The sequence below is a fragment of the Spiroplasma endosymbiont of Sarcophaga variegata genome, assembly GCF_965178695.1.
Taxonomy (GTDB): Bacteria; Bacillota_I; Bacilli_A; order Mycoplasmatales; family Mycoplasmataceae; genus Spiroplasma; species Spiroplasma poulsonii.
Genome location: NZ_CBCXVU010000001.1, coordinates 1 through 12,874 on the forward strand (window position 1 = coordinate 1; position 12,874 = coordinate 12,874).

19 protein-coding genes are annotated in these 12,874 nt (G+C 24.0%); 10 read left to right on the forward strand and 9 right to left on the reverse strand.

Features of this window, described 5'->3' with window-relative positions:
• The 5 genes from ACOBME_RS00005 to ACOBME_RS00025 form a co-directional block, all read left to right on the forward strand.
• On the forward strand, positions 1-1,060 hold a 1,060-nt coding region (locus ACOBME_RS00005; RefSeq protein WP_419333845.1), incomplete at its 5' end, for a hypothetical protein.
• A gap of 6 nt (positions 1,061-1,066) precedes the next feature.
• Entirely contained in the window at positions 1,067-2,005 is a 939-nt protein-coding gene (locus ACOBME_RS00010; protein ID WP_419333846.1) for a hypothetical protein, read from the forward strand.
• Positions 1,995-3,176: a hypothetical protein gene (locus ACOBME_RS00015; protein WP_338963396.1), complete on the forward strand. Its 1,182-nt coding sequence runs from the start codon at positions 1,995-1,997 to the stop codon at positions 3,174-3,176. Before ACOBME_RS00010 ends, ACOBME_RS00015 begins: the two co-directional genes overlap by 11 nt.
• Positions 3,177-3,192: 16 nt before the next feature.
• Positions 3,193-3,819 carry a hypothetical protein gene (locus ACOBME_RS00020; protein WP_338963398.1) on the forward strand — a complete coding sequence of 209 codons (627 nt, stop codon included), beginning with the start codon at positions 3,193-3,195 and terminating at the stop codon, positions 3,817-3,819.
• 73 nt (positions 3,820-3,892) lie between these two features.
• The gene (locus ACOBME_RS00025) at positions 3,893-4,231 is read left to right on the forward strand and encodes a hypothetical protein (RefSeq protein ID WP_338963556.1); all 339 of its coding nucleotides are present in this window, start codon (positions 3,893-3,895) and stop codon (positions 4,229-4,231) included.
• 19 nt (positions 4,232-4,250) lie between these two features.
• On the opposite strand, the gene ACOBME_RS00030 is transcribed toward ACOBME_RS00025, so the two are convergent.
• The 9 genes from ACOBME_RS00030 to ACOBME_RS00070 all read right to left on the reverse strand — a co-directional run bounded on the left by ACOBME_RS00030 (position 4,251) and on the right by ACOBME_RS00070 (position 9,037).
• Positions 4,251-4,460, reverse strand: coding sequence for a hypothetical protein (locus tag ACOBME_RS00030; protein WP_338963231.1), 210 nt, complete (start codon positions 4,458-4,460; stop codon positions 4,251-4,253).
• Positions 4,453-4,656 carry a hypothetical protein gene (locus ACOBME_RS00035; RefSeq protein WP_419333849.1) on the reverse strand — a complete coding sequence of 68 codons (204 nt, stop codon included), beginning with the start codon at positions 4,654-4,656 and terminating at the stop codon, positions 4,453-4,455. Before ACOBME_RS00035 ends, ACOBME_RS00030 begins: the two co-directional genes overlap by 8 nt.
• A complete protein-coding gene (locus ACOBME_RS00040; protein ID WP_338963404.1) occupies positions 4,646-5,110 on the reverse strand; it encodes a hypothetical protein in 465 nt (154 codons plus the stop codon). Before ACOBME_RS00040 ends, ACOBME_RS00035 begins: the two co-directional genes overlap by 11 nt.
• Complete coding sequence (locus tag ACOBME_RS00045; RefSeq protein ID WP_338963407.1) at positions 5,095-5,985, reverse strand: recombinase RecT; 891 nt, start codon at positions 5,983-5,985, stop codon at positions 5,095-5,097. The genes ACOBME_RS00040 and ACOBME_RS00045 overlap by 16 nt, the downstream gene beginning before the upstream one ends.
• 1 nt (position 5,986) lies before the next feature.
• Positions 5,987-6,688 (reverse strand): kinetochore Spc7 family protein, encoded by a 702-nt coding sequence (locus tag ACOBME_RS00050; protein ID WP_338963619.1) that lies wholly within the window; start codon positions 6,686-6,688, stop codon positions 5,987-5,989.
• 2 nt (positions 6,689-6,690) lie between these two features.
• Positions 6,691-6,828, reverse strand: coding sequence for a hypothetical protein (locus ACOBME_RS00055; RefSeq protein WP_338963239.1), 138 nt, complete (start codon positions 6,826-6,828; stop codon positions 6,691-6,693).
• 1 nt (position 6,829) lies between these two features.
• Positions 6,830-7,051 carry a hypothetical protein gene (locus tag ACOBME_RS00060; protein WP_338963241.1) on the reverse strand — a complete coding sequence of 74 codons (222 nt, stop codon included), beginning with the start codon at positions 7,049-7,051 and terminating at the stop codon, positions 6,830-6,832.
• 507 nt (positions 7,052-7,558) lie between these two features.
• The gene (locus tag ACOBME_RS00065) at positions 7,559-7,795 is read right to left on the reverse strand and encodes a hypothetical protein (RefSeq protein WP_338963243.1); all 237 of its coding nucleotides are present in this window, start codon (positions 7,793-7,795) and stop codon (positions 7,559-7,561) included.
• Positions 7,796-8,053: 258 nt separating this feature from the next.
• Entirely contained in the window at positions 8,054-9,037 is a 984-nt protein-coding gene (locus ACOBME_RS00070; RefSeq protein WP_338963245.1) for an IS30 family transposase, read from the reverse strand.
• 320 nt (positions 9,038-9,357) lie between these two features.
• On the opposite strand from ACOBME_RS00070, the gene ACOBME_RS00075 reads away from it, so the two are divergent.
• The 5 genes from ACOBME_RS00075 to ACOBME_RS00095 are packed head-to-tail and all read left to right on the forward strand — an operon-like array spanning position 9,358 to position 12,871.
• Positions 9,358-9,756 carry a hypothetical protein gene (locus tag ACOBME_RS00075; RefSeq protein ID WP_338963249.1) on the forward strand — a complete coding sequence of 133 codons (399 nt, stop codon included), beginning with the start codon at positions 9,358-9,360 and terminating at the stop codon, positions 9,754-9,756.
• A complete protein-coding gene (locus tag ACOBME_RS00080) occupies positions 9,749-11,209 on the forward strand; it encodes a PBSX family phage terminase large subunit (protein WP_419333852.1) in 1,461 nt (486 codons plus the stop codon). Before ACOBME_RS00075 ends, ACOBME_RS00080 begins: the two co-directional genes overlap by 8 nt.
• Positions 11,209-11,487, forward strand: a complete 279-nt coding sequence (locus tag ACOBME_RS00085; protein WP_338963373.1) for a hypothetical protein — start codon at positions 11,209-11,211, stop codon at positions 11,485-11,487. The genes ACOBME_RS00080 and ACOBME_RS00085 overlap by 1 nt, the downstream gene beginning before the upstream one ends.
• Entirely contained in the window at positions 11,480-12,058 is a 579-nt protein-coding gene (locus ACOBME_RS00090; protein WP_419333854.1) for a hypothetical protein, read from the forward strand. The genes ACOBME_RS00085 and ACOBME_RS00090 overlap by 8 nt, the downstream gene beginning before the upstream one ends.
• A 45-nt stretch (positions 12,059-12,103) precedes the next feature.
• A complete protein-coding gene (locus ACOBME_RS00095; RefSeq protein ID WP_419333855.1) occupies positions 12,104-12,871 on the forward strand; it encodes a hypothetical protein in 768 nt (255 codons plus the stop codon).
• Positions 12,872-12,874: the final 3 nt, after the last annotated feature.

Here is a 12,874-nt window from a genome sequence, read left to right on the forward strand (position 1 = left end):
AAAATTAATGAATGAGGCTTTTGACTTGGCATTAATAGAACAAAATATTAAAAATGGTGTTATTGCTGATGCTATTTCTAGTGTTGTACAAAATAAATTTGTTAATTTAGAATGTGAATTAATTCAGGCTATTTATGATTATTGTTTAGCAGATGGTCAATATGAAGTAATTCCATTTCGTAGTTATACAGCTGAAAATGCTGATGATGCAAATAAAGCATTCTTTACATTAAATGAAACATTGATTGAATTAACAAATCAAATTAGTAATTTATATTTTGGTTTGCCAACCGATAAAATGTTTATGGTTTTAGGTCGTAGAGCCTATTTAGGATTAACACCTGCGTATTTAAAAGTAATTGGTTCACAAGCTCAATTAAAAGCAATGGTTAATGGTGAATTATATGAAAATACTGCAATGGGTATTCCTGTATCTAAAAGTTTTCATTTAGAAAAAACATATACAAAAGGACAAGTTAACCGTGATAAAGGTTATAATTTTACTAATGTAAATGGTTTAATTATTAATAAACAAGTATGAGCTTATCCAATTAATATGGATACTATTCAACAAGTTTTAGATAATGATACTGCTAACCCTAAATGAATTGGTAAAGTACAATATGCAACACCAACAATTTTATATCCAAAAACATGTAAAATTATTTTAGAAAAAGCGCCAACCCAAGATGAAATTAATACTGCCAAAAGTAATCTAAATAAAACTTTTAGAGTGCCCGTTGATTATGTAATTCCATCATCAAATAAAATTGATATTAGTGGGATTAATAAATTAGATAAACCAACTATTCACGTTACAGACCCAACACAAACAACAGCAGAACAATTAAAACCACAATTTAAAGCTGTCGTTTTAAAAGCAGTTAAAGCCATAGATAGTTCTTTAACTGAGAATGATTATGATTACTTTATTGAAAGTAAAGGTGAAGATTGACCAATTAATATTACAAATGATAAAACTGTTGAAGTTCAAATTCAAGGTAAAAATAACGCTAGTGGTCAAACAAATCCGATTGATGTAGTAATTAAAAATTCTTAATAAACAATGAATTTACTAATATTACGAGTTTTAACTTTATTAGTAACTAATTTAGAAAATAAACCTTTAATAAGTAAATTTGTAAATTTAATTAATAGAGTTAATAAAGTTCAAAATAAAATATTAAAGCCAATTAATTATATTACTGATAAATATAATAAAATTACAAGTAAAGTTGAAGATATTTATCAGTGATTAAATCCATTTACTTATTTAGATTTAATTAAAAAAGGTCATAAAAAAGAAATTCAACAAATATTAAGTCAATTAGAAAAAGATAATAATATTAAAAATAGAAAACAATTTAAAAATGAAAATTATCTAAATACTAATTGACAACCTTTAAATAGTAGTTGACTTGATAGTGGAATGTTTAATATAACTAATAAATTAACTTTAACAGGTAATTTAACTATTTTAATATATACAAAAACAGCAAAACATCCGAAATTTTATGGACCTTATGTTTATCCTAGTGTTCCAGTTGAAATATGAAAATTATTAAGTAATGCTGTATCTAATGCAGGAACTTTATTTTGGCGTTATTGATTAAGAAAATGATTACCTAGTCATTTAAAAAATTATATTAAAAAACGATTACCACAAGCATTAAAAGAAAAATACCCCAAAGGAACTACTAAATTAACATTACCAACAGTTCAAAAATTAAATCAAATTAAAAAGTTTATTAATAATTTAAAAATTGGACATTTTAATTTTAATTTTGCTGGTGAAATTAATAATAAAAAATGATATAGTGAACGCCGAAGTGATGTTAAAAATATTAAGAATTTATATAAAACACCAGTTAAAAATAAATTTTATCAGGTTAATAAATCTATTAAAGCAATTAATAAAACCAAAAGAAAGGTTAATAGTTATAAACCAAATAATTTAAAAAATAAATATCGTAATCAATTAAGGGGTGTTTTATATGGAAAATAATTTAAGTAATTTGTTATTTATAACAGTTGAAGATGTTAAAGCAAGTAAACTTTGACAACCTATTAATGATCGTAAACAATCTGCTTATAATGATAATTTAATTTATAATGCTATTTTAAAAACTAGTTTATGAATGGATAGATTATCAGGTGGAACAATTTCAGATAAAATTAATAAAAAAGATTTGTTTCCTTGAGTAAAAAAAGATAATACTGGTTTAATTGAATATGATAAATGATTAAGTTATATTCAATCTGCTTGTTTATTAGCAGTTATAAATTGATATTTACCAAAAGGAGTTAATGATTTAACTGGTAGTGCTTCATTTTCACAAGGTGGAGTTGCTTATTCACAAACTAATGACCCAGAAGCAAATGAAAATATTACTCGTGATGTTAAAAATGCTTTAAAATTAGCAGGTGAAATTATTGATATTATATCTAGTAAAACAGTATCTAGACCTTATAATTATAGTTTAGATAATTATGCTCATCCATGAGAAGAAGAATATAAGCATATTAGTAAAAAAACTTTTTATCCAACATTATTATTTTGATTAAAAGAACGATTACAAACTGATAATTCAATAAATATTACTTATCCTACTATTAATGATTTTTCTAAAATTGATTATAATGAGTGTATTAAATTAATAGTTCCCTTTGATAATAATACGATTTATTATGAAAATAATGTCTGAAAAGCAAAACAAAGTAGTGGTACTGATATAAAAATTGATAATAAAACTATCATTAAAAATGATAATGATGAGATTGAAGTTTCAGATTTAAAACAAGATAAATTAATAAGTGGTACAAATATTAAAACTATTAATGGTAATTCATTATTGGGGAATGGTGATATATCTATTAATACTGGTAATGATTGAGAATTAATTAATTATCCAGAAGCAAACGAAAAATTAACATTTAAAATTCCAGATTATGATTTAATAAAATATTACTATAAAATATCAATTTCAATAACAGATTATGCATCTGCTAATAAATTTGTAACATATTATTTTGAAACAATATCACAAAAATCAATATTTTCATTTTTAGCAGATAATTCTTATAAAAGAATAACAATTAAGCAAGATGGCTCAATTTCAAATGATACAAATAATATTGTTATTAAAGATTTAACAATTAAAAGAAAATTAATTTAGAAAGGATTTTTAATTAATGAAACAAAATAAAACAACTTGATTAAAGGGTGCCTTACCTTGAAATTGATTTAAAAAAGACCCTATTCCAACTTATAATTGAAATCATAAAGATATTAGAGAATGAGAAAGAAAATATAAAATTCGTAGTTGAGTAGTTAGTTTTTATACATTGATATTTTTAGCATTAAATTGTTGATTAGAATATGGCATGATTAATGCAATAAAAGATAATATTAATTGATATAATTATGGACAATATTGAGGTAATGGAATTGCTATTTTACTAACACCTTTATTTACATATGGAATTCAAGGTATATTTGTTGCTAGTAGTAAACCAAAAGTAGATATGAAAATTGATATTCCACGATTAAAAATATCTAAAATGGGATTAGTATTTACAATTTTACCTTTAATTACTTTAATAATTTCTTTAATTATTATTTGAATTGATAAATCAAAATGAAAAAAAGACCATTTAAGACATTGTTTGAACTGCCGTATTAATCCGCGTGTTATTCAACCAAGAATATCAAAACAATGAAATAATTTGGATGGTATAACAGAAGAAATATTTAAAAATATGCAAGATGAATATACTAAAAAACAAGAAGAAAATAACAAAGAATTAAATTTAAAATAAACTATATATAGGGGCGGTTGATATTTTTGGGTGGTTATATAGTTTAATTTATAAATTATTTTGTTCTGAAAGAATGGATGGCCACTGTTTGAGTAAGGATAAGAAAGGAAATAAAGAAATGGAAATTAGTAATGAAATAGTAATTGCTTTACTTGTATTAGCGGGTGCTGGTGGAATGGGTAGTCTTGGTATTCTTGGATTATCTGCTAAAAAAATTAAAAAATATAAAGCAGAAATTAGAGAATTAAGAACTGCTGTTATTGCTCACGAAAAACATTTACGAGGACCTGATTATGCAACAGAATTAGCATTAAAAACAGGTCAAATTAAAAATGTTAAAAAACAAGTTAAAGTAAATGACAAAAAACAAGCACAAAAAGATGCTATTAAAAAACTAACAAATAGTATTTAAAAAAAATAACCTTAATTGGTTATTTTTTATTTTCTAATATTAAGTCTAAATTTTTAACTTTACAAATAACTAAATTATTTTTTCCATAATTATTTTTATAATATTCTCAGTATTCAGTTGAATTAATATCTACATCTTGTTTATCAATCCCAATTATATATTCACCACGAGGGTTTTTACAAGGGCGATTACCTTGTTCAGATCGATAACATAAAATATAATTATTCATATTCTTTATTTCCTTTATAATGTGTTATATAAAAGTTAATAAGATATTCAATTCGTTGCGAATAAGTAAAGTTATTAAATTCATTTCAAACTTTTTCTTCATTTTTATTTAAGTAAATATTAACATTACGAATTTGACAAGAATAATACTTTCCTGTTTTTTGATTATATGAATGTTTCATAATATTAACTTTCATAATTAGCAATAATAATTGCATCTCGTAAATGATTACTTATTTTTTCATTATTATAAAATCAACCTTTACCATATTGATAAGTTAAATTAGTATCTTTATCAAATTTTCATATACAACTATCATTATATTTACTTAAATTTTCCATATTTTTAACAACTGATTTAGTATTTTTTGGTGATACTCAATTAATAAAATATTTATAAACAGATAATGCTCCTAATAATCTTAATAAATCATCTCTATCTTTACTAGCATTAGCAGATGTATATAAACAATCTTCAATATTAATTTTTTCTTCATAATCAAACAATTTATCATTAATAAATTCATATTGTTCTTTTCAATTTTTATTTGTAAATTCTAATTTTTCAATTAATTTATTATCTTCATAAATAACAATAGCAGTAGTACCTGTTCCTGATGGGTCAATACCTATTTTTATCAAGTGGCTCATTCCTCATCGTTGTTATTATTAATTGTTGGCACTACATTTGATATATCTTCTTCTTTAACTAAATTATTATCTGTCACTTCTTCACTTGATATATTTTCATTACTAATTTGACCCTTATTTATGCTTATATTGCTATCATTATCAATATAAATCTTTTCATCATTAGTTGTAATAACTGCCTGATCTGATTTATAAGCTTGTTGTAATTCAACAGACATAATACCTCATTTTCTTAATAAAGATGTTAATACTGTTTTTAATGCCATTTCATCAAAACTAGCAATATAAAATGATTTATTTTTAGCATAAGTTTTAGAATATTTCATAAAATGATTTTCCATTTGTTCTTTGGTCATATATAAAGTTTTTCCAAAACCATTAACCATTTTAAAGTATGCTACATAACCAATAATTGGTAATTTTTCTCTTTCATCTTCATTTTGAATTCAATTAAAACTAGTTCCTTTTAAACGATCATAATTTACTAATTCATTTTCTCTAACATCTGATACTGACATATCTAAATATTGACCACTTCTTTGTGCTAATTGAATATAACCTTTATAACCTATTTGAAATTGAGCTTGATTAATTCATTCTTGGATTTCGCGACCGTTAATAATTCTTGTTATTTTAGTATTATATGGAACTACATAAGCATAACCAAATTGTTTTTCCATTGGTAAATTTAATAAAACTCCTTGATAACAAGCAGTCATAATTGTTTTTGGATCTGCTTTTTGTAATAATTCATTACTATTTGATATTGCAACTATATTACTTTTAAATCTTGCAATTTCATTTTCATTAGAAAATTTACTTTTTATTCATTCTGTTGCTTTATCTGTTCTTAAAAATTCAACAATATTTGCCATATTATTTTTCTCCTTTATTTATTTTAAAATTAATACCTTTAACCCCAATTAAATTAATATCTTTATTACTATCTCACTGATCTTTAATTTCATTTTTAACAATTTGTTCATCAACAACTAAATAATTTTTAATAAGATTAATAAGTTCTAATTTATCAGCATTTTGTAAAAAATCATCATTAATACCAATAACCTCAATATCTTTAATTAATAATTTTTCTTTCCGAAAATTACTAGTAATAATTTTTAATTCTTGCTCTTTTTTTGCTACACTTTTAATTTCTAAAAATTGTTCTTTTTTATGAGTTTCAATAATTTCATTTTGTTTTTGAAATTGAATATTAATAACATTATTTTTTAAAGAATCATGATTATTCTTAATATTATTTTCTAAATTCAAAATATCTTTTCTAATAAAATTTAATTCATCTTTAAAAGATTTTATTAATTCTAATGGTTCTCTAAAAATATAATCAATTTTTGAAACTACTAATTTTAAATCTTTTAGTGATTGTGATTTATATTCTCCATTTATTAATCAAGCTTGTTGTCGATATATAAATTCTGCTAATTCTTGTCCATTTTCATCAATTCATTTTTTAATTGTTAATGCTTTTAAACTTAATTCTTTAAAATTATTTCCTTTTAAATAAAATGGATACGTAATATTTTTAACTTCATTATTTAATTTTAAATCTGCCATAATTAAATTTCCTCTAATTCCATTTCATTAATTAAATTATCAATATATTCATAAGCACTTTCTTCTGAATGACATTCTTCTAATGCCATATTAAATAAATCTTCTTCAGTATAAACATAACCATTTTCATCTTTTCACATACTAATTTACCTCGTTCTTTGCTATTAATATTTCTATTAATTTTCTTCCTTTTTGTTCTTTAATATCAAAATAAGTTATTTCTTGATTTAATAAATGTGCTTCTTCATTTTTAATTAAATTAATATCATCATTAATATTTTCTTTTTGCCCTGTTTTATTATCAAATATATTAATACAAAAATCATTGTACATATATATTGATATTAGATTTTTGATTGTCATATTTACCTCCTATTTTTAACTCGCTGGCACTCACTCCAAAGTGAAAGTGCCAAAGCGAGAGTTAGTTATATAATTAAGTATTTATCTATTTATTTACTACGCCATCCGCTTCACTGCGGGTGAGCGGTGGCGGTATGTTTTATTGTTTAATGTTTAATAATCGACAGTTGTTTTTATAAGATAATGCCAGAGAATTCTCTCTCTTCATCCGCACCATTTCAGGTCAAAGCGTTCAGTTTTTAAAATAAATTCACTTGCACATTGAAGAGCCTAATGCTGACTTTGTGGTTTTTAAAACCTCTGTCATCCTCTAATGGGATAATATCTATCGCAAATTTATTTATAAAGTGGCCATCTCAATATTTATTGTCGTTTGATGTTGACCCCGCACTTATCACGACTATCGCTTGTTAAAGCGTCTATTATTTACGGACTGATTACCGCTGGGCTAGACCGCCTATGTGGAAAAAAACACTTAGTTATTTAAAATAACTGTTCCACCCTGCATTAAGTTGTTTTATAAAATCAAAGTTTAAAAGAACCAGTTTTATCATCAAAGATAATTTTTGAATTTTCTAGTTTTTGATAAAACTGTTTTTGTGTTTTATCTTTTATTTTATTTAATAAATATTTATGTTTTTCACAAGTTCATAAAACTTTATTTGATAAAAATTCTTCGGTAATGAATGATACTGCTTTATAACAATCATTAACATCACATATTTTTTGTTGTTTAATTATCATTACCTCCTTTTAGGGATTTTTTATTTCAAATAAAAAAACAACCCTAACAAGAGTTGTTTTTTGGAGCTTCATCGTACATTATACGTCACGTATTATGTAAATCTAAGCTCCAAATTTATCTCTTGTTATTTTAATAATAACACTTTTTAAAAGAAGTGCAACTATTTTTTTAAAAAAATAAATTATTTTTAAATTTACCCTATTTTTGGCATATTTAAACACACTGAAAAATAATTTATTAAATTACTTCAAATAAACTTATCTAAAATTCTCTAAAAATACTTCTTTTGAAGTTCTTCAATTAAGAACGGGCCTTAATTTTTCATTTATAATATCGACTACTAAATCTATTTCTTGTTGCGTAACAAGATTAAAATCTGTCCCCCTACCATATCGTTTTCTAAATTCACGGTTTAGTCTTTCAATTAATGGTTTTTGATTAGGCGAAGCAGGGTCACAAAAATAAACATTAGAACCAGTAATCTTTTCCATTTCTTCAAACTTACTAAATTCTTTTCCTCTATCGGTTATTATTCCTTTAATTTTTCCAACTAAACCATTAATTCTAACTATATGTTTAAGTTTTTCTAAAACTTCATTAGCAGTATGTTCTTCTAATTTCATAGCAAAGTATTTTTTACTTGATTTCTCTGTCAAAACTAAACAACTAGATTGATGTTCTTTTCCAACTACGGTATCCATTTCAAATCAACCAACATCTGTTTCTTTATTTTCAATATCTCATATTGATTTAAATCTTTCATCTAATTTCCCACGATTATCAGGTCTTTTCTTTGTTCTATTTCTTCTACCACCATTTAATAAATTTTTCTTTAACAAACCCAAAAGACCTAAAAAAATTCATTTATAAAATGTTTTAAGACAGGCAGGAAATTTGATACCAAATTTTATTAAAAATCGCTGAATAATTTCTGCTGGTGAATCACCCAAAATATTAAATCGTAAATTTAAAAATTCTTGTTGTTCTTCTGTAAATGTAGGTATTTTTTTAATACACTTTTGTCGTTTTTTATAATAATCATCATGTGCCTCACGGGCATTATAATCTTCTATATTTGTAAATCTATTAATTTCTCTTTTAACAGTATTAATATCTCTTCCTGTTTGTCTTGATATTTCAGATAAATTAAGTGTGCCATTTTTCTTTTTGCAACTATCAGATAAAAATAAATCCTTAAAAAATCTTCGTTCATCATATTTTACATGTGTATAATCTTTCATTACTCTATATTTCCTCCAATTCTTTTATAAAAATAGTTATACATTAAATTTATAAAAAAGATAAATTTTCACATTTTTTTAAATTAAAATTATTGACAAATATATTATTAATTATATAATTATATTGTAACAAGCTCCAATTTATCTCTATATGCTTGTATACTAAAATAAAAAGTAAAGTAATTTACTTTTTTTTATTTTGATGTAAAATATAAATAATAAAAAGAACCGCGATGGTTCTTTCATAGTTTTTATTTACTCTTTTATTTAATCATATTCATTAAATAATAGCAATTTTAATATGCAAAAAGGAGTAAAAAATGAAAGAATTTAATCCAAATAAAGCAAGTTTGGCAACTTTTTATCGTAAAATAGAGCAATTTTGAGAAAATAAATCACCCAATAAACCATATACTTTGAATGATTTAACCAATGAATTCAATCTTTCTAACAGATGAAAGCACGAAACTTACAAGAGCGAAAAGATAGTTCCTTTACTTGAAAAACAAGTTGATAGAATTGAAAGTGAAATAATTAACTTTATGATGAAATCACCTGATGGTGCTAAATTATATTGACAACGAGCATTTAATTATAAATATTCACTGCAAGAAAAACAGTTAGAACAAGAATTAAACTTAAATAATCAACAACCAATAATTGTTAATTTACAAACGGATATTAGAGATATTAAAAAAGAAAGTGATAATAATGCTTAATCATTTTACTTATTTGTTAGAAACTCCTTATTGATTATTACAAAATAGTAGTATTGGTAATAAATATCCCTTTGCTAAAAAATATGAGTTAGTTAATGAAATTAATCAAATTGGAACACGATATAGTGGTAAGACTATTTCAAATATTAAAATGTTTGGTGAATTATTAAAAATTAGTTTATTAATTAAAGAACCAATTTGTATCATTGCTAGTATGTATTGAAGTAAGGATTTAAAAGATAGTGTATTTCAAAATATCTGAAATATGTTAGATGAAAATCATATTCCTTATACTATTAACTTATCAAATTTTACTTTTACTTTATCAAATGGTAGCAAAATATATTGTAAAGGTTTACATTCACCAAGCCGGAAAGAAAAATTAAAAGCTTTTGCTGATTTGAATAAATATAAATTAGTAATTGATTGAAGAGAAGAATGTGACCAATTTCAACAAAAAGATTTAAGTGATTTAGAATTTGCTATTCGTGGGTATCAAAATAAAATAACAATTAATACATGTAACCCTGAAAGTTTAAAAAGATATATTGTTGGTTATTGTAATGAATTAATGCCTTTTAATGAAGAAATAATGCGTAGTAAATATGAACAAATTAACTATATTGAAAAATGAAATATGAAGATTATTATTCATTATTCTAGTTGAAGACTTAATTATGAATTACCACAAGATAAGGTTAATGAACAATTAAGATTAGAACAATTAGATATTGAAAGAGCAAGAGTATGAAGTTGAGGATTGCCTGGTAATACTAGTGGGTCAATCTTTGCAAGATATCTTGATATTATGCAAGCAACAGATATTATTCAACCAACTAAGTTATTAGGTGGTGTTGACTTAGCAAACTCTACTAGTCCAAAAGGACATACAACAGCAGCGAGTTTTTGAATATATAATTCATTTGATAAAAAAGCCTATAAAGTTGCTGAATATACACACTCAAATGCTACTCAACAATTTAAGGGACCATTAGAACAAGTAAAAGATATATTAGATTTTTACAACAATCAATTAAATCAATATTTTAATTTAATCCAGCAAGGTATATCAATTAATGTTGATGATAGTGCTTATGCAACATTAGAAAGTTTAAATAGAGAAAAATATAATTATTCTTTTGGTCAATATATGCATTTTAAACCAGCACAAAAGCAGAAGTTTAAAATAAAACATCGTATTGAAGCATTTACCATGTTAATAAATACTAATCAATTAAAATGATTATGAGAAAAATGTCCTGTAAGTAAAACCCAATATGAATTAATTCAATGAGAAGATAAACCTGATGTAAGAGAAGAACGAATGTTAGACTTATATGATGATACATTTGATAGTGATTTTTATGCTTTACACTTTGAATTAATACCAATGGTTAAACATAATAGTTCAGCAGATTATAAATTATGACAACAAAGGGAGTGAATAACTTAATGAAAAAAGATATTTATGTAATACATGATGAACGTGTAATAAATGCAAAAAGACCATATATGTCTGTTTGTGGACAAGTTAAAAAAAGACTTTGTCAAGAATTAAAAAAAGATAATATCGCAATATGTAAATTAAATTTATATAACGAATATATTAAGAAATATCAAAAAGTTAAAGTATGTGTACAAGTTTTAGCAAATGAACCTAGTTTATTAACAGTAAATATTATTAATTATGCACTTATTTTAAAATTAAAGGAGCAAAATAACAATGAATAATACTTTTCCTAGTTTACCAAACTTAAATGATATTAATAGTGTTTTAAAATTTTATAATTATGATTGAACTATTAATTTAGCCAATATTATTGCTCGTCATCAAATGCGATTAATAAATGGTAAAGATATTTTATTTAAATCTCATCGTAAAGACATTTTAGAAAAATTAAACTGATGATATGAAACTTATAAAATAAAAGAAAAATTAGATAAAAATGAATTAACAGCAAGTTTAATGGGTAAAACTATCTTTGGTTTATTAGAGACTAATGACGGCAATATTGATTTATGAATTAACCCTTTTAACTTTACATCACGAGTAAGTAAAATAAATGAAATTGAACAAGGTGCTGATATTTGATTAAATTATCATCAATCAGACAGTGGTTTTATTTTAAATTTAATTTGTACCAAAGATAAAATAGTTATTAAAGGTTGACCTAAAAATAATGAAGTAGTTGTTGGACAAAGTAAAACACAATTTAATCGTGGAATATCAATTTTCATATCTACTTTTGGTTTACTACTAGCAACAAATATACCTTGAATTCCATATGTAAAATGAACCTAATCCATTATTCTATCAACATCAACTACATTAAACACACGACCTACAATGGCAAATTGTTATAAATTACAATTTGATTTAGAAGATAGTTTTAATATTAAATCAAAAGAAAGATGAGCAAATCGTACTCATTGATATGGAATATTAGATGATGATTTAATGACTGCTTATAACAAAGGTAATAAAAAAGTATTACAAGATGCTTTTGATGATATTTTTATTCAATCAGGTCAATCAGCAGTTGATGGTCAATTATCCCAATCTTTACAAGTAGTACAAGGTACACCAACCTTAGAAACATATACCGAAGACCAAAAAGCTATTATTGAACAAGTATACTTAGCATGTCATTTTTCTAGTCCTTTTGGTGATAAATCAGATAATGACCAAAATAAAACACAGTCATTATTAACTAAAACAAAAGACTTAGAAAAACAAGCATATTTACAAGCATATCGTAAGCAATATTATACAAAAGTGTTTGATACCGTTTTAAAATATTACGGTTTATGAGATGGTACTGGTGAAAGACCTTATGGTTTTGATTTTGTTAGTGCTAGTTTAGTAGATCAAATGCGACAAAATGAATTAATTACTGCTAGATTAGATAATGGCACAATGGAACCAATAAGAGCAATTACTGAATATGAAAATATTGATGAATTAGAAGCAGCAAAATATTTAGAAAAAATAGAAGCATGACAAGATAAAATGCAAGCCAAAGAAATAGAACATAATAATAAATTAATGGAATATGATGAAACTGGTAATAATCAAAATGCCTTACAAGGTAGAACAGAAATTAAGGAGAATTAAAAA